General features: G+C 69.4%; 13 protein-coding genes and 1 pseudogene. 12 read left to right on the plus strand and 2 right to left on the minus strand.

Going from position 1 to position 17126, the window contains the following annotated elements; all coding sequences use genetic code 11:
• The 9 genes from HMPREF3113_RS19040 to HMPREF3113_RS15645 form a co-directional block, all read left to right on the plus strand.
• Nucleotides 1-656: TldD/PmbA family protein (locus HMPREF3113_RS19040; RefSeq protein WP_254665307.1), on the plus strand; the 656-nt coding region annotated here is incomplete at its 5' end.
• A gap of 132 nt (nt 657-788) precedes the next feature.
• On the plus strand, nt 789-2423 hold the full coding sequence (locus tag HMPREF3113_RS15610; protein WP_070473828.1) for a TldD/PmbA family protein: 1635 nt from the start codon (nt 789-791) through the stop codon (nt 2421-2423).
• Between the two features lie 20 nt (nt 2424-2443).
• Nucleotides 2444-3778, plus strand: coding sequence for a TldD/PmbA family protein (locus HMPREF3113_RS15615; protein ID WP_070473830.1), 1335 nt, complete (start codon nt 2444-2446; stop codon nt 3776-3778).
• Between the two features lie 67 nt (nt 3779-3845).
• Nucleotides 3846-4547, plus strand: coding sequence for a DUF4159 domain-containing protein (locus HMPREF3113_RS15620; protein ID WP_070473832.1), 702 nt, complete (start codon nt 3846-3848; stop codon nt 4545-4547).
• Nucleotides 4548-4608: 61 nt separating this feature from the next.
• Nucleotides 4609-5592 (plus strand): AAA family ATPase, encoded by a 984-nt coding sequence (locus HMPREF3113_RS15625; RefSeq protein WP_070473834.1) that lies wholly within the window; start codon nt 4609-4611, stop codon nt 5590-5592.
• Nucleotides 5593-5602: 10 nt separating this feature from the next.
• Nucleotides 5603-6499, plus strand: a complete 897-nt coding sequence (locus HMPREF3113_RS15630; protein ID WP_070473836.1) for a DUF58 domain-containing protein — start codon at nt 5603-5605, stop codon at nt 6497-6499.
• Nucleotides 6496-7614 (plus strand): BatA domain-containing protein, encoded by a 1119-nt coding sequence (locus HMPREF3113_RS15635; RefSeq protein ID WP_070473838.1) that lies wholly within the window; start codon nt 6496-6498, stop codon nt 7612-7614. The genes HMPREF3113_RS15630 and HMPREF3113_RS15635 overlap by 4 nt, the downstream gene beginning before the upstream one ends.
• On the plus strand, nt 7611-9782 hold the full coding sequence (locus tag HMPREF3113_RS15640; RefSeq protein WP_070473841.1) for a hypothetical protein: 2172 nt from the start codon (nt 7611-7613) through the stop codon (nt 9780-9782). The genes HMPREF3113_RS15635 and HMPREF3113_RS15640 overlap by 4 nt, the downstream gene beginning before the upstream one ends.
• Nucleotides 9779-11608 carry a hypothetical protein gene (locus HMPREF3113_RS15645; protein WP_070473843.1) on the plus strand — a complete coding sequence of 610 codons (1830 nt, stop codon included), beginning with the start codon at nt 9779-9781 and terminating at the stop codon, nt 11606-11608. Before HMPREF3113_RS15640 ends, HMPREF3113_RS15645 begins: the two co-directional genes overlap by 4 nt.
• Before the next feature lie 30 nt (nt 11609-11638).
• On the opposite strand, the gene HMPREF3113_RS15650 is transcribed toward HMPREF3113_RS15645, so the two are convergent.
• Nucleotides 11639-12121, minus strand: coding sequence for a hypothetical protein (locus HMPREF3113_RS15650; protein ID WP_070473845.1), 483 nt, complete (start codon nt 12119-12121; stop codon nt 11639-11641).
• 171 nt (nt 12122-12292) lie between these two features.
• Between HMPREF3113_RS15650 and HMPREF3113_RS15655 the strand changes: the two genes are divergently transcribed.
• From HMPREF3113_RS15655 to HMPREF3113_RS15665, 3 genes are read left to right on the plus strand one after another with little or no spacing between them, the layout of a single operon-like run.
• Entirely contained in the window at nt 12293-14773 is a 2481-nt protein-coding gene (locus HMPREF3113_RS15655; protein WP_026070064.1) for a DEAD/DEAH box helicase, read from the plus strand.
• Nucleotides 14770-15876 carry a ribonuclease H-like domain-containing protein gene (locus tag HMPREF3113_RS15660; protein WP_070473847.1) on the plus strand — a complete coding sequence of 369 codons (1107 nt, stop codon included), beginning with the start codon at nt 14770-14772 and terminating at the stop codon, nt 15874-15876. The genes HMPREF3113_RS15655 and HMPREF3113_RS15660 overlap by 4 nt, the downstream gene beginning before the upstream one ends.
• Before the next feature lie 48 nt (nt 15877-15924).
• Nucleotides 15925-16260, plus strand: coding sequence for an I78 family peptidase inhibitor (locus tag HMPREF3113_RS15665; protein WP_070473849.1), 336 nt, complete (start codon nt 15925-15927; stop codon nt 16258-16260).
• 80 nt (nt 16261-16340) lie between these two features.
• On the opposite strand, the pseudogene HMPREF3113_RS15670 reads toward HMPREF3113_RS15665, so the two are convergent.
• Nucleotides 16341-17126 (minus strand): annotated as a pseudogene (locus HMPREF3113_RS15670) (hypothetical protein); the annotation flags it as partial.

Here is a 17126-nt window from a genome sequence, read left to right on the forward strand (position 1 = left end):
GTACCAGCTTCGCCACGCTGGACAAGCGCGAGGCGGGCTTCCGCTGGGGCAGCGACATCGTCAACTTCTTCGCCGACAAGACCGCCCCGGGCAGCCTGGGCGCGGTGGGCTACGACGATGAAGGCGTGAAAACCAAGCGCTGGGACCTGGTCAAGGACGGCATCCTGGTCAACTACCAGGCCACCCGCGATGAGGTGCACCTCCTCGGCGAGAAGGAAAGCCACGGCTGCAGCTACGCCGATTCGTGGTCCAGCGTGCAGTTCCAGCGCATGGCCAACGTGTCGCTGGCGCCGGGCAAGGCCCCGCTGAGCGTGGCCGACATGATCAAGAACGTGGAGAACGGCATCTACATCCACGGCCGCGGCTCGTACTCGATCGACCAGCAGCGCTTCAACGCGCAGTTCGGTGGGCAGCTGTACTACCAGATCAAGAACGGTGAGATCACCGGCATGGTCGAGGATGCCGCCTACCAGATCCGCACGCCAGAGTTCTGGAATGCCTGCAGCGCGATCTGCGATGAGCGCGATTTCCGCTTCGGCGGCTCGTTCTTCGATGGCAAGGGCCAGCCGGGCCAGGTCTCTGCGGTCTCGCATGGCTCGGCGACCACGCGCTTTGATGGCATCAACATCATCAACACCGCACGCAGCCTGGGATGAGCCCGTCCCTGCTCCGTGCCGAATGTCACTACCGCGGCGCACGCATGGCCGCAAGAATCGGCTGTGCCGCCGCGGCGGTCGCCCTGATGTCGCTGTTTCCCTGCCACCCCCACACCGACGTGGAGAGCTGCCTTGCAAAGACGTGACTTTCTCGCCCTGACCGGGCTTACCGCTGGCGGACTGATCGTGCCGTCGTTCTTCGGCAAGGTCATTGCCGCCGAGCAACTGCAGAGCAGCCTCGACCCGGCCCTGAAAAAGCGCCTGGCCGACGCCGCCCTGGCCGCTGCGCGCCAGGCGGGCGCGACCTACTGCGATGTCCGTATCGGCCGCTACCTGCGCCAGTACGTGATCACCCGCGAGGACAACGTCCAGAACGTGGTGAACACCGAGTCGACCGGCGTGGGCATCCGCGTGATCGTCAACGGCGCCTGGGGCTTTGCCGCCACCAACCAGCTCGGCACCACCGACGTGGCCCGCGCCGCACAGCAGGCCGCGGCGATCGCCAAGGCCAACGCCGGCGTGCAGACCGCCCCGGTGCAGCTGGCTGCCGCGCCCGGCGTGGGTGAGGTGTCCTGGCGCACCCCGATCCGCAAGAACGCGATGGACGTGCCGATCAAGGAAAAGGTCGAGCTGCTGCTGGACGTCAATGCAGGCGCGATGGGCGCCGGCGCCAGCTTCGTCAACTCGATGCTGTTCCTGGTCAACGAGCAGAAGTACTTCGCCTCCACCGACGGCTCCTACATCGACCAGGACGTGCACCGCATCTGGGCACCGATGACGGTCACCGCCATCGACAAGAGCACCGGCAAGTTCCGCACCCGCTCGGGGCTGTCCTCGCCGATGGGCCTGGGCTACGAGTACCTCGATGGCGTCGGCACCGGCAAGGCGGTCTCGCCCAACGGCGTGGTCAACTACCGCAACTCCTACGACATGAAGGCCGATGCGATCGCCGCGGCCAGGCAGGCGCAGGAGAAGCTCAAGGCCCCGTCGGTGAAGCCGGGCAAGTACGACCTGATCCTGGATCCGTCGCACACCTGGCTGACCATCCACGAGTCGGTCGGCCATCCGCTGGAACTGGACCGCGTGCTCGGCTACGAAGCCAACTACGCCGGTACCAGCTTCGCCACGCTGGACAAGCGCGAGCAGCATTTCCAGTACGGCAGCGACAAGGTCAACATCTTCGCCGACAAGACCCAGCCGGGCAGCCTCGGCGCGGTCGGCTACGACGATGAAGGCGTCAAGACCAAGCGCTGGGACCTGATCAGCGAAGGCAAGCTGGTGGATTACCAGACCATCCGCGACCAGGCCCACATCCTCGGCAAGACCGAGTCCGACGGTTGCTGCTATGCCGATTCGTGGTCCAGCGTGCAGTTCCAGCGCATGGCCAACGTGTCCATGGCACCGGGCAAGACCAAGCTGAGCGTGGCCGACATGATCAAGGACGTCGAGAACGGCATCTACATCATCGGCGACGGCTCGTTCTCCATCGATCAGCAGCGGTACAACGCGCAGTTCGGTGGCCAGCTGTTCTATGAAATCAAGAACGGCCAGATCACCCGCATGCTCGAGGACGTGGCCTACCAGATCCGCACGCCGGAGTTCTGGAACGCCTGTACCGCTGTCGCCGATGAAAGCGACTACCGCCTGGGCGGTTCGTTCTTCGACGGCAAGGGCCAGCCCGGCCAGGTCTCGGCGGTCTCGCACGGTTCGTCCACCGCGCGCTTCAACGGCATCAACGTCATCAACACCGCGCGCAGCCTCGGCTGACCGGTCAGGAGCCCCAATCCATGAGTATCTTCACCGAAGCCCAGGCCAAGGCCATCCTCGACAAGGTCATCGCGCTCTCCAAGGCCGATGAATGCACCGCCGTGCTGGCCGGCTCGATCGACGGCAACATCCGTTTCGCACTGAACAATGTCTCCACCAGCGGCATCGTCGACAACACCGAACTGGCCGTCACGGTCGCCTTCGGCAAGCGCGTCGGCACCGCCTCGATCAACGAATTCGACGATGCCGCGCTGGAACGCGTGGTGCGCCGCGCCGAGGATCTGGCCCGCCTGGCCCCGGAGAACCCGGAGTTCCTGCCGGCGATCGGCAAGCAGACCTACCGGCCCAGCCCGACCTTCAGCGAATCCACCGCGGCCATCGACCCGGCCTTCCGCGCCAAGGTTGCCGCCGACTCGATCGCACCGTGCCGTGGCAACGGCCTGATCGCGGCCGGCTTCCTGGAAGATGGCCAGAGCTTCCAGGCCACCGCCAACAGCAACGGCAACTTCGGTTACCAGCGCGGCACCAACTTCGATTACACCTGCACCGTGCGTACCGAAGATGGCCGCGGCTCGGGCTGGGTCGGTCGCAACCTCAAGGATGCCGCCGATTTCAAGGCCGACCAGGACATCCGCATCGCCATGCGCAAGGCCACCGAATCGGCCGAAGCCAAGGCGCTGGAGCCGGGCAAGTACACGGTGATCCTGGAGCCGGCGGCCGCGGCCGGCCTGATCAGCTTCATGATGAACTTCTTCGATGCGCGCTCGGCCGATGAAGGCCGCAGCTTCCTGTCCAGGAAGGGCGGCGGCAACAAGCTGGGCGAGCAGGTCTACGACCCGCGCGTGACCATGGTCGCCGACCCGTGGCACCCCGAAGCCGCCGTGCTGCCGTGGGACAACGAAGGCCAGCCGCGCGAGAAGCTGGACATCATCAAGGACGGCAAGATCGCCAACCTCAACTACTCCCGCTTCTGGGCGCAGAAGCAGGGCAAGACCGCCAACGCGCGGCCGGGCAACCTGCTGATGTCCGGCGGCGACAAGAGCACGGCCGAGCTGGTCCGTGGCACCCAGAAGGGCATCCTGGTCACGCGCACCTGGTACATCCGCATGGTCGATCCGCAGACCGTGCTGCTGACCGGCCTGACCCGCGATGGCACCTTCTACATCGAGAACGGCCAGATCAAGCACCCGGTGAAGAACTTCCGCTTCAACGAGTCGCCGGTGATCATGCTCAACAACATCGAAGAGCTGGGCAAGCCGGTGCGTGTGGCCGGTGACGAATCCAGCCTGGTGATGATGATCCCGCCGATGAAGCTGCGCGATTTCACCTTCACCTCGTTGTCCGACGCGGTCTGATGAACGGTCGTGACGGCCACTGGCCGTCTCCCCGGCTGGCCGGTTGCTCCCGGGAACGTGCGCGGCGATGAACCGCGCACAGTTCCTGCGGCTGATGCTGGGCAGTGCGGCGTTCGCGGCCCTGCCCGCGCCGGCGCGCGCCCAGGCCGGGCGGTACGACTTCTGGTTCACCCGCCTCAAGTACGACTCCGGCGACTGGGACGTGGACGCGCGCATGCCGTCCAACGTGATCACCTCGCTGATCGATTACACCACCCTGCGCGTGGACCCCACCGAGCACGTGATCGCGCTGTCCGATCCGCGCATGCTGGAGGCACCGTTCTGCTATCTGGCCGGGCACAAGCTGGTCGAGTTCAATGCCGCCGAGCGGCAGAACTTCGTGCGTTACGTGCGCAATGGCGGCTTCGTGTTCGTCGATGACTGCAACCACGATATCGATGGTCTGTTCGCGAAGTCCTTTGAAGCACAGATGGCCAAGCTGTTCGGGCCGAAGGCGCTGAACAAGCTGCCCAACAACCACGCGCTCTACCGCAGTTTCTTCCGCTTCCCCGAGGGCCCGCCGGCCACCGGGTTCGAGCTCAATGGCTGGGGCGATGATCTGGTCCACGATTACCTCAAGGGCATCCAGATCGATGGCCGCCTCGGCGTGCTCTACAGCAACAAGGATTACGGGTGCGAGTGGGACTACGACTGGCGCAACAAGCGCTTCCTGGCCGAAGACAACACCCGTTTCGCGGTCAACATCGTGATGTATGCCTTGAACAGCTGAGCTTCTTCCTGCTTTTTCAGCCACGCATGGCGTGGCTCTACGCCGATCCTGCGAGTGCCTTATGACGACCGACCGCCTTGATGCCCTTCTCCCCAAACTGCAGCAGTTGCGCGGCGCGCTCGCCCAGGCGGTGGTCGGCCAGCACGCCGTGGTCGAGCAGCTGCTGATCGGCCTGCTGGCCGGCGGCCACTGCCTGCTCGAGGGCGCGCCCGGGCTGGGCAAGACCCTGCTGGTGCGCTCGCTCGGGCAGGCACTGGAGCTGCAGTTCCGGCGCGTGCAGTTCACCCCCGATCTGATGCCCAGCGACATCCTCGGTACCGAGCTGCTGGAAGAGGACCACGGCACCGGGCACCGTCACTTCCGGTTCCAGAAGGGCCCGATCTTCACCAACCTGCTGCTGGCCGACGAGCTCAACCGCACCCCGCCCAAGACCCAGGCCGCACTGCTGGAGGCGATGCAGGAGCGCACCGTCAGCTACGCCGGCACCACCTATGCGCTACCGGCGCCATTCTTCGTGCTGGCCACGCAGAACCCGATCGAGCAGGCCGGTACCTACCCGCTACCCGAAGCCCAGCTGGACCGCTTCCTGCTGCACGTGCGGGTGGATTACCCCACCGAACAGGAAGAGCGCGACATCCTGCTGCAGACCACCGGCAGCGCCAACGGCAGCGTCCCCAAGGTGATGGAGGCTGACGAGGTCCTGGCGCTGCAGTCAGCCGTGCGCGAGGTCCACATCAGCGACGACGTACTCACCTGGATCACCCGCCTGGTGCGTGCCAGCCGCCCGGGCAGCGACGCACCGGCGGCGGTGAACCAGTGGATCAAGTGGGGCGCCGGCCCGCGTGCCGGGCAATCGCTGGTGCTGGCGGCCAAGGCGCGCGCGCTGCTGCAGCGCCGCTTCGCGGCCACCCGCGAGGACGTGCAGGCGCTGGCGGCACCGGTGATGCGTCACCGCCTGCTGCTGTCCTTCGCTGCCGAGGCCGAGCAGAAGAGCGCCGACGACGTGGTCGCCGCGCTGCTGCAGGCCGTGCCGTTCCCGGGTTGATCCGCACACCGTGAGCCGCAACGTACCGATCGCGATCCCCGCCGATGTCCGCAGCCGCCTGAAGGCGCTGCGGCTGCTGCCACGGCGTGCACGCGGCGCGCACGGCATCGGCCAGCACGCCAGCCGCAGCCGCGGCGCCGGGCTGGAGTTTGCGCAGTACCGCGCCTATGAACCTGGCGATGAACTGCGCCAGATCGACTGGAAGCTCTACGCGCGCTCGGACCGCTTCTTCGTGCGTGAATCCGAACGCGAAAGCCCGATCACGACCTGGGTGCTGATCGATGCGACCGCCTCGGCGCGCCAGAGCGACCGTGCGCGACCGGACTGGTCGCGCCTGGACTACCTCTGCGCCACCGCCGCCTGCCTGGTCGAACTGGCCCTGCAGCAAAGCGACCGCTTCGGCGTGATCGCCATCAGCGGCGAGAGCGTGCAACTGGTCCCCGCCGGGCACGGCCCGCGCCAGCGCGACCGCGTGCACCTGCTGCTGCGCCAACTTCGGGCCAGCGGCACGTGGCCGCCGGTCACTTCCCTGGCCCCGGTCTGGGAGCGGGTGCAGGCCGGCGACCTGCTGGTCGCGCTGGGCGACGGTTTCGACGAAGGTAGCATCGTGCTGCTGGAACGGCTGGCCGCCGCCCGCCGCGAGGTGCTGCACCTGCAGGTACTGACCGCCGAAGAGCGCGATTTCCCGTTCACCGACGGCCACCGCTTCCGCGATCCGGAAACCGGCGAGGAGCTGCTGGGCGATGGCCGTGCGATCCGTGCCGAATACCTGGCCCGTTTCGATACCGCCCAGCGCGCGTTGCAGGCGCGGCTGCAGAGCAGCGGCATCGTGCATGCCACCGGCTATCTCGACCAGCCGCTGGATCAGCCGCTGCGGGCGCTGCTCGGTGCCGGAGGCGGCGCGTGAGCCTGCTGTTTCCGCTCGGACTGCTGGCACTGGCCGCCTGGCTGGTCCCGCTGCTGATCCACCTGGCGCGGCGGCATCAGTACGCGCCACTCGACTTCGCCGCGCTGCGCTGGCTGCAGGCCCGGATCCGGCCGCGCCAGAAGATCCGCTTCGACGAGTGGCCGCTGCTGCTGGTGCGGCTGCTGCTGCTGGCTACACTGGCCCTGTTGCTGGCGCGGCCGGTGCTGCACGGTGGCGCCGCCGACATCCACCCGGTCACGGTGGTCGCCCCTGGTCTGGACGGTACGGCCCTGCGTGGCCAGGACGCGAAGGGAGATTGGCGCTGGCTGGCTCCGGGCTTCCCCGCACTGGCCGATGCCGCCCCGGCGACCGCTTCCGCGCTGTCCAGCCTGCTGCGTGAGCTGGACCAGACACTGCCTGCCGGCGCACCGCTGACGGTGTACGTGCCCGACCCGATGCCCGGACTGGATGGCGAGCGGCCGCGCCTGTCGCGTGCCGTGGATTGGCGGCCGGTGCCGTTGGCGCCGGCCAGCACGCGCACCGCCGCACCGCCGGTGCTACAGGTCGGTGGCGAGATCGCAGAAGGCGAGCAGCGCGTGCTGGCCGCGCTGCAGCGTGCCTGGTCCAACCAGGCGTTGTCTCCTGCCCGCGGTGCCGGTACCGCCCCCGATGCCGGGCAGACCGGCGTGTGGCTCGCCGCTGCGCCGCTGCCTGCTGCCTGGCAGGCGTGGGTGCACCAGGGCGGCAGCGTACTGGTCGCGCCCGGTGCTGCGGAGGCCGGCTGGATGCCCGTCCTGCGCGATGCAGACGGTGCAGTGGTGCTGGAACAGCGGTCCGAAGGACAGGGTCGCCTGCTGCGCTTCGCGTCGCCGCTGACGCCGACGGCCCTGCCGGTGCTGCGCGATCCCGGCTTCCCGCGCCAGTTGCTGGCCGTCCTCGCCGCACCCGCCCCGCCGACCCTCGCCGCGGCAGCGACACAGCAGCCGCTGCGCGGCGGCGCCACGCCGCTGCCCGCACCGCGCGAGCTGAGCCCCTGGCTGCTGGCGCTGATCGTGCTGCTGTTCGCGCTGGAACGGGTGATCGCGACCTCACCGCGCCGCGGAGCCGGCGCATGAACGCTGCCATCCAGCACGCCTGGCAGCGCGCGCGCCGGCGGCAGTGGTGGATCACCACCCTGCTCGCGGTGCCGGCCGCGTTGGCGATCAGCGCGGTGGCGTGGCGGCTGGCCGGCTTCAACGCGGCTACGGTAGTCCTGCTGTCGACGTTGCTGGTCAGCGTCGGCGTGGCGACCTGGCGCGCACGTGGTCTGGATCGCCAATGGCTGGTCCGCCGGTTGAACGACCATCCGGTCGCACAGGACAGTGCCGACCTGCTGTTTGCCCCACCGGCGGCATTGAACCCGTTGCAGCAGCGGCAGCGCACGCATGTCGCCGCCGCCCTGCAGGCGCGCATGCCCGAACTGCGGCCACGCTGGCCGCGCCGGTGGCTGCTGGCCTCGGTGATCACGTCGCTGGTGGTGATGGCACTGGCGCTGAGTTGGCCACGCGGCCATAACGCGGCGCCCCTGTTCCCGGGCGCGGCGGCACCGCCGGCCACACCCGCGCAGCCACCGCAGCTGCGTTCCGCCCGGCTGGAGATCACCGCCCCGGCCTACACCGGGCAGGCCGCGCGTGTGCAGAGCACGCTGGACGGCAAGGTCCCGCAGGACAGCCGCCTGCACTGGTCGCTGCGCTTCTCGGCGCAACCGCAGGCCGCTGCGCTCCAGTTCCACGATGGCCAGCGCATCGCGCTGCAACGCGATGGCGACCAATGGACCACGCAGTGGACCGCCACGCGTCCGGCGCTGTACCGCGTGGTCACCGAGCCTGCCCTGCGCGACACCGGCCTGTACCGGCTCGATGTGGTGCCCGATCGCCCGCCCGTGGTGCGCGTGATCGCTCCCGACCGCAGTCTCGTGCTGGGGACACCCGGCCAACGCCAGTGGCCGCTGCAGTTCGAGGCCACCGACGACTACGGCGTGGTTGCCGCGGCACAGTTGAAGGTCACCCTGGCCCAGGGCAGCGGCGAGAACATCACCTTCCGCGAGCAGACCTTCAACCTCGTCGGCACCGGACCGGCGACGCAGCGGCGCTTCGCGCGCACGCTCGATCTCGCCGCGCTGGGCGCCACCGAAGGCAACGATGTGATCGCGCAGTTGACCGTGCGCGACACCCACACGCCCGGCGCGCAGACCGCCCAGAGCAGCAGCGTGATCCTGCGCCTGCCCAGCGCAGCGGAGATCCAGGGCACCGACATGGAGGGCATGGTCAAGAAGACCCTGCCCGCGTATTTCCGTAGCCAGCGCCAGATCATCATCGACGCTGAAGCGCTGATCAAACAGCGTCGCCAGCTGCCGGCGGAGGAATTCGTGAAGCGTGCCGATGCGATCGGCGTGGACCAGCGGATCCTGCGCCTGCGCTATGGCCAGTTCCTCGGCGAGGAAAGCGAAGGCGGGGCCAAGCCACCGCCGACCAGCGATGCCCTGCCGACCAGTGATACACCGGCGGCCGCGCACGATGACGATCACGATCACGATGGCGACCATGCCAGGACCCAGGCGCAGGCCGGCCACGACGACCACGATCATGGCGCGCCGACCGACGGCAGCGCCCCGGTGTTCGGCAGCGCCACCGACGTGCTCTCCGAATACGGCCATACCCACGATCACGCCGAGGCCGCCACCCTGCTCGATCCCAAGACGCGCGCCACGCTGAAGGCGGCGCTCGATCAGATGTGGTCGTCGGAAGGCGAGCTGCGCCAGGGCCAGCCCGAGCGTGCCCTGCCCTACGCCTACAAGGCGCTGGGCTTCATCAAGGAAGTGCAGCAGGCCGAGCGCATCTACCTGGCACGGGTCGGCCCGGAACTGCCGCCGATCGACGAGAGCCGACGCATGAGCGGCGATCGCGCCGACCTGGCCAGCCGCACCTTGCCACTGCGTGCGCTGGAGGCACCCGACCAGGCCATCGTGCAGGTCTGGCAGCAGCTGGCCGATCCGGCCAGCGCGCCGGATCTGGACGCACTCACCCACTGGCTGCGACGCAATGAAGCGCGCCTGCCGGACCCGCTGAGCCTGGCCGCCGCCATCGAAACACTGCGCATCACCCCGGACTGCGCCGACTGCCACCAGGCCCTGCGCGCGCAGCTGTGGCGTGCGCTGCTGCGGCCACTGCCGCAGGTCGCCCGGCGCAACGCCCCCGATGCCATGGGTCAGCGCTACCTGGATGCACTGGAGGCCACCCCGTGAGCGACCCGCGCTGGATCCTGATCGCGCTGTTCGCCGTGCTGCTGCTGAGCAGCGCGCGTCTGTGCTGGCAGCAATGGCGTGGACCGGCGCGGGCACCCGGTGTGTTCGCCAGCCTGCTGGTGTTGCAGGCCGTGGCGACTGTGCTGCTCTACCTGACCCTGGTGCCACCGATGCAGCGCGTGGCCGGTGGCCAGCTGACCGTGCTGACTGGCGCGGCCGATCAGGTGCGCTGGTCAGCGGCGCCGGGCGAGACCGTGGTCGCACTGCCGGAAGCGACGAAAGTGGCAGACGCCCTCGCCGCGCCCGACCTGGCCACCGCGTTGCGCCAGCATCCCGGTCCCACCTCCCTTCGGTTGATCGGCGATGGCCTGTCGGCCCGCGATCGCGATGCCGCGCTGCCCCGTGGCGTGCGTATCGAATGGCCCAGCGCACCACAGGGCTGGATCGCACTGCAGCCGCCACCGGTTGCTGCGCCCGGTGCGGTGTTCACCGTCCGCGCGCGTGCGCAGGGCGTGCCGAACGCACGCGCCGAGCTTGTGGACCCGGCCGGGCTGGTGGTTGACCGCGCAATGCCAAGGGCCGATGGTCGCGTGCAGCTTGATGGTGTCGCGCGCGTGCCAGGGCAGAGCACGTTCCGTCTGCGCCTGCTGGATGCCGGGCAGCACGTGGTCGATACGCTGGAGGTACCGGTGGACACCGTGGGCGCGGCAGCGCCGCGGCTGCTGATCCTGGCCGGTGCGCCGGGGCCCGAGTTGAAGTACCTGCGTCGCTGGGCGACCGATGCGGGGCTGGCCGTACAAGCGCAGGCCCATGCCGGCGGTGGGGTGTCGCTCGGCGATGCACCGGTCGCGCTCACTGCGGCGACGCTGGCGGCGACGGATGCCGTGCTGCTCGATGAGCGCAGTCTGGCCGGGCTGTCGGCGGTGCAACGCAGCGCGCTGCAGCAGGCGATCCGCGGTGGGTTGGGCGTGCTCGTCCGCACCAGCGGCCCCCTCAACGACAGCGCGCGCCAGGCGCTGCGCGGCTGGGGTATGCCCATCAGCGGCAACAACCAGGCCGCCCCGCTGACACTGCCGGCCGACGCCGATGCCGCGTTGCTGCAGGCACGCCGTGGTCCCCAGCGGCCCGCGTCGGACACCACCACCTACATCGACGAAGCCGACACGGCCTCGCACCAGGCTGCGCTGCCGGTGCTGGAGCGGCTGGGTGTGACGGTCAACGACGCGACACCGCTGCTGCACGATGACAAGGGCAATGCGATCGGCGGCTATCGCCCGCTGGGCCGGGGCCGTGTTGCGCTGCTGCCGGTCACCGACAGCTATCGACTGGTGCTGGCCGGTCGCGACGATCGCCACGCCGAGCTGTGGAGCGGCGTACTGGCCCGCGTGGCGCGCCCACTTCCCGCCGCAGATGCTCCACGCGTCGACTCCGATACCCCGTGGGCCGGCGAGCGCGTAGCGCTGTGCCAGCTGCGGGAACCTGCACAGGTGCGCGCACCGGATGGCGCGCGCATTGCGCTGCGCATCGATCCGGCCAGCGGCGCGGAACGCTGCGCCGGCTACTGGCCGACGCAGGCCGGCTGGCATCAGCTGCAGCAGGGTGAGAGCCGCCACGCGTTCTACGTGTTCGATCCGGCCGCTGCGCGATCGCTGCATCGCCAACAGCTGCGTGAGGCCACCGCACAGCGTCTGGCCGTGGGCACCGCGGCAACGTCGGCCGGCGTGATCGAAACGCCAGGACCGCGTTGGCCATGGCTGCTCGCCTTCGTGCTGGCGGCCGGGCTGCTGTGGTGGATGGAGCGGCGGCGGGGAGCGAGGCCCGCTTGACGCGCGCCGGAGCGATGCTGTCCTGCCAGATCAGCGCGCCGGCGGCGCCGGGCATCCCCCCTGCTGCACACACACCTCCTGTGCCCGGCGCTGCTCGTCGTCGGTCAACTCCGGCGGTGGGCGGGCGGTCGCGGACTGGATCTGGTCGGGTCCGCCGGTGAGCTTGTTCACACCCTGCGCCGCGGCGGCCAGCCCCTTGTTGATGCCCATCATCAGATAGCCACCGCTCATGCTGACCTGCTCGGGCGAGGGGGGTTCGCTCCAGGTGCGGCTGAACCGGTTCGGCTGCACCTGCACCGGATTCTTGAAGCGGTACAGATCCAGCGGCTCGTCGTCGGGCTTGAGCGCACGCACCTCGCCCAGCGTGGTGACATCCCCCTGCGTCGGCGCAGGCGGCGGCTCCACGGGGTCGGGTGGCGCCACCTGCTGTGCCTGCACGGCAGCGGCCAGCACCAGGCCGGCCAGCAACGCTGCACCTTGCTCTCCACGTAATGCCACAGCGACTCCATCCATGTTGGTTGCGGGCTGGCCTCAAAGCATACGGAGGCCGGCGTCAGATTTCGTTGATGGCACCTGTCCGGCCGGCGCGGCGGGCACTGAACCATTCACCGGCCCGCATCGCGATGTCTCAGACATTGAGACGCGGTCATGTTTCCATAGCGTCCTTTGCAGACCGTTGTGACCATGGCTTACGAACTCGCCAAGCGGACCGAGGACGCCGAACGCCGCCTCGCCACCACCGATGGGCTGCCCTCGCGCGATGGTGCGCTGCTGACCGCACGCCTGCAGCGCCGCTACAACGACCGCATCACCGGCAGCTTCACGATTCCCGCCCGCGAGGGCCAGTACGCGCCGATCCCGGCCGATGTGCCCGCCGCGCTGGTCAATGCGCTGAAGGCGCGCGGCATCGAGCAGCTTTACAGCCACCAGGCGCAGGCCTGGGAGGCCAGCCAGCGCGGCGAGCACGTGGCCATCGTCACCCCCACCGCCAGCGGCAAGTCGCTGTGCTACACCCTGCCCGTGGTCAGCGCGGCGATGCAGGGCAAGGCCAAGGCGCTGTACCTGTTCCCGACCAAGGCGCTGGCCCAGGACCAGGTGGCCGAGCTGCTGGAGCTCAACCGCGCCGGCGACCTGGGCGTGAAAGCCTTCACCTTCGATGGCGATACGCCAGGCGATGCGCGCCAGGCGATCCGCCTGCACGGCGACATCGTGGTCTCCAACCCGGACATGCTGCACCAAGCGATCCTGCCGCATCACACCAAGTGGGCGCAGTTCTTCGAGAACCTGCGCTATGTGGTGATTGATGAGGTGCACACCTACCGCGGCGTGTTCGGCAGCCACGTTACCAACGTGCTGCGCCGGCTCAAGCGAATCTGCGCGTTCTACGGGGTGGAGCCGCAGTTCATCCTGTGCTCGGCCACCATCGGCAACCCACAGGCGCATGCCGAGGCATTGATCGAAGCGCCGGTCACCGCAATCACCGAATCCGGTGCGCCCAGCGGGCCCAAGCACGTGCTGCTGTGGAATCCGCCCGTGGTCAACGCCGATCTCGGCCTGCGTGCGTCCGCCCGCTCGCAGAGCAACCGCATTGCCCGCATAGCGATCAAATCCGGCCTGAAGACGCTGATCTTCGCGCAGAGTCGGTTGATGGTCGAAGTGCTGACCAAGTACCTCAAGGACATCTTCGACCACGACCCGCGCAAGCCGGCCCGCATCCGCGCCTACCGCGGCGGCTACCTGCCCACCGAGCGGCGCGAAACCGAGCGGGCGATGCGTGCCGGGCACATCGACGGCATCGTCAGCACCTCGGCGCTGGAACTGGGCGTGGATATCGGCAGCCTGGACGTGGTCATCCTCAACGGCTACCCGGGCAGCGTCGCCGCGACCTGGCAGCGCTTCGGCCGCGCCGGTCGTCGCCAGCAGCCCGCGCTGGGGGTGATGGTGGCCAGCTCGCAGCCGCTGGACCAGTACGTGGTGCGGCATCCGGACTTCTTCGCCGAGGCCTCGCCCGAGCATGCGCGCATCGCACCGGACCAGCCGCTGATCCTGTTCGACCACATCCGCTGCGCCGCCTTCGAGCTGCCCTTCCTGGCCGGCGATCCGTTCGGGCCGATCGACCCGCTGGTCTTCCTCGAAGCGCTGGCCGAGACCGAGGTCGTGCATCGCGAGGGCGACCGCTGGGAGTGGATCGCCGACAGCTACCCGGCCAACGCGGTCAGCCTGCGCTCGGTCGCCGACGGCAACTTCGTGGTGGTGGACCGCAGCGACGGCAAGCAGCAGATCATCGCCGAGGTGGATTACTCCGCCGCCGCGCTGACGCTGTACGAAGGTGCCATCCACATGGTGCAGTCCACGCCCTACCAGGTGGAGCGGCTGGACTGGGAAGGCCGCAAGGCCTATGTCACGCGTACCCACGTGGACTACTACACCGACAGCATCGACTTCACCAAGCTCAAGGTGCTGGACCGCTTCGATGGCTGCATTGCCGGGCGCGGCGATTCGCACCACGGCGAAGTGCACGTGGTGCGCCGCGTGGCCGGCTACAAGAAGATCCGCTACTACACCCATGAAAACATCGGCTACGGCCCGGTCAACCTGCCCGACCAGGAGCTGCACACCACGGCGGTGTGGTGGCAGTTGCCGCAGGCGCTGCTGCTGACCGCGTTCGACAGCAAGCAGGAAGCGCTGGACGGCTTCCTCGGCGCGGCGTATGCGCTGCACATCGTCGCCACGGTGGCGGTGATGGCCGATGCGCGCGACCTGCAGAAGGCGGTTGGCAATGGCGATGGCGCGTGGTTCGCGGTGGCCGACCAGAGTGGCCGCGGGCAGCTGCGGGGCGCCGAGTTCGATGCCAGCGCGATCGAGCTGCAGCAGCAGTTCGTGCCGACGGTGTATCTGTACGACAACTTCCCCGGCGGTGTGGGCCTGAGCGAGCCGCTGTGGCTGCGCCAGGCCGAGCTGCTGCTGCGCGCGCGCGAGCTGGTGCAGGGCTGCGACTGCAAGGCCGGCTGCCCCGCCTGCGTGGGGCCGGTCCTGGCCGGCCAGGAAGACGATGCCACCACGCCCAAGGCACTGGCCCTGAAGGTGCTGGCGCTGTTCGACAGCGCGGCGTTGCCGTCTGCCGCCGAGCGTGAGCGCCAGAGCGCCGAGATGGTCGCCCCGTGAGCCTGAGCCTGGACAAGCTGCGCCTGCTGCGCCGGCAGGCCGGTGATGCAACGCCGGCGCCGGCCCGTGATCCGTCCATCGCCACTGCGGGCCGATCCGATGCGGGTGACACCATCGCTACCGGCGTCGCCGCCCCCGCGCCCCTCCCGGCCGCCGCCAACGACGCCCGTGCGCGCACGCCCGCGCCCGCCTCCGTGTTCGGCTGGGTGGAGCAGGAAATCCGACACAAGCCCACCGGTGAGGCCGCACGCGATACCGCACCGGCAGCGCCTGCCCTCCCGGCGCCCGCGCTGCGCAAGCCCGAGATCGGTGGCCTGCGCCGGCTGCTCGGCCTGCGCGAGCGGAGCCTCAGCACCGCCCACCCGCGCGAGAACGCCAAGGACCGCCATGTACCGGGCGAGGAAATCGCGCCGGGCCTGTTCCTGATCGAGTCGTTCGTCGCGCAGGCCATTCCCACCGAGCCCTTGTCGCTCGCCTTCGCCAAGCGCGAGGGCGAACAGGTGCAGCCACAGGACCTGCTGTTCTTCGATACCGAAACCACTGGCCTGGCCGGCGGTACCGGCACCCGCGCCTTCATGATCGGCGCCGCGGACTGGCACGCCCATCCCGAACGCGGCGATGGCCTGCGCATCCGCCAGCTGCTGATGACCACGATGGCCGCCGAAACCGCGATGCTGCGCGAGTTCGCCGGTTGGCTGCGGCCAACCACGGTGTTCTCCAGCTACAACGGCCGCTGCTACGACGCCCCGCTGCTCAAGACCCGCTACCGTTTGGCGCGGCAGCGCTGCCCGATCACCCCGCTGGATCACGTCGACCTGCTGTTCCCGACCCGCCGCCGCTATCGCGGTACCTGGGAAAACTGCCGGCTGGCCACGATCGAACGTCAGCTGCTGCAGATCGTGCGCGAAGACGACCTGCCCGGCTCGGAAGCCCCGGCGGCGTGGTTGAACTACCTGCGCGGGGGCAGCGCGGTGAACCTGCGCCGCGTGGCCGAGCACAACCACCAGGACGTGGTGACCCTGGCGCTGTTGATGCGACGGCTGGTGGCCGAGGAACAGCGTGACCGGGAGACGTTGGCGCTGCAGGCCATTGACGCGGTGTAAAGGCCGGCCCACGGACACTGCGGGTCCTTACCGTGGGAGGACCACCACATGCGTCTGAACCTTCTGTTCGCCCTGGGCTGCGCCCTGCCGCTGGCCGCGTGCAGCCATCCCGGCAAGACGGCGGCGACGCCGGCTGACAGCCCCACCTCCACCGCGCCACCCGCGTTGGCCGGCAGCGCCTCCCAATGCGACCCGGAAAAACTCACCGGCCTGACCGGGCAGACCGCCACCGAGGCGGTGATCCAGAAAGCGGTGAAGGACAGCGGTGCGCGCAACGCCCGCGTGCTCAAGCCGGGCATGGCGATGACGATGGATTTCCGCGAAGACCGGCTCAGCATCGAAGTGGACGCGCAGAACAGGATCGTGCGCGCCAACTGCGGGTGACCGGTTGAACCCTGCCGCGTGCTGCGACTGAAGGCGGCGGCCCGCCATCATCTGCGGGCCGCCGTGCCAGGCAGGCGGGGTCAGTCGCGCAGGCGCTCGGCCTTGCCACTGGCCAGCGCCTGATCGATGGCCGTGCGGACCTCGCGCACGGCGCGGGCCGAGGCCAGGCTCTGCTGCTGCGCCAGACGCGCCTGTTCGCGGCCCAGTTGCGCCTGCTCGCGTGCCACCAGGGTGATCTGGCGGGCATCCACCGCGTTGGCTGTGGCGACGCGCGCCTGGCGTGCTGCCTGGCTGGCGCTGGCTGACGCCGCACGCGCCTGCCGAGCGGCCTGGTTGGCCTCGGCGGCCGCATCCAGGCCGGCCTGGCGGGTGACGTGATTGGCTACCGCCTCGACATCCACCGCCGCCAGCGCGTCTGCGGTGACCTGCATCGAGACCTTGGCCAACTGCTGCCCGATCACGGCCTGGCGGTCGCCCAGTTCAGCCTGTGCGTTGCCCAGCGCGGCCACGTCGGATTGGCTGCGGCTGAGCTGGCTGAGCACGGCAGGATCGCGGATCAGATAGCGCGCCTGGCCACGGCGTACCCACAGCGCCGGCGCGCTGCCGCCCACGTCGCGTCGGGCCTGCTTGAGGTCGGCGACGGACGCATCGACGAAGTTGTCGTCGCCGCCCATCAGCACGAAAGCCTGCGCGGGCTGCCGGCTGATGTCGAGCCGGCCGTGGGTGACGTAGGACATGCCGTCGTCCAGATCCTTCGGCGGCTCCGGCGCACGGGGTGCGGCAGGCGCGGCCGGCGGTTCCGGGGCCGACAGCGGTTCCGGCGCGGGAGCAGGCTCAGGCGCGGGCAGCGCCGCAGGGGCCGGTCG

Source organism: Stenotrophomonas sp. HMSC10F06, from assembly GCF_001807865.1.
In the GTDB taxonomy this organism is placed as follows: Bacteria; Pseudomonadota; Gammaproteobacteria; order Xanthomonadales; family Xanthomonadaceae; genus Stenotrophomonas; species Stenotrophomonas bentonitica_A.

Coding starts and splice junctions, on each gene's coding strand:
- HMPREF3113_RS15615 (WP_070473830.1), top strand. CDS start 2,444: ATGAGTATCTTCACCGAAGCCCAGGCCAAGGCCATCCTCGACAAGGTC.
- HMPREF3113_RS15620 (WP_070473832.1), top strand. CDS start 3,846: ATGAACCGCGCACAGTTCCTGCGGCTGATGCTGGGCAGTGCGGCGTTC.
- HMPREF3113_RS15625 (WP_070473834.1), top strand. CDS start 4,609: ATGACGACCGACCGCCTTGATGCCCTTCTCCCCAAACTGCAGCAGTTG.
- HMPREF3113_RS15640 (WP_070473841.1), top strand. CDS start 7,611: ATGAACGCTGCCATCCAGCACGCCTGGCAGCGCGCGCGCCGGCGGCAG.
- HMPREF3113_RS15650 (WP_070473845.1), bottom strand. CDS start 12,121: ATGGATGGAGTCGCTGTGGCATTACGTGGAGAGCAAGGTGCAGCGTTG.
- HMPREF3113_RS15655 (WP_026070064.1), top strand. CDS start 12,293: ATGGCTTACGAACTCGCCAAGCGGACCGAGGACGCCGAACGCCGCCTC.
- HMPREF3113_RS15665 (WP_070473849.1), top strand. CDS start 15,925: ATGCGTCTGAACCTTCTGTTCGCCCTGGGCTGCGCCCTGCCGCTGGCC.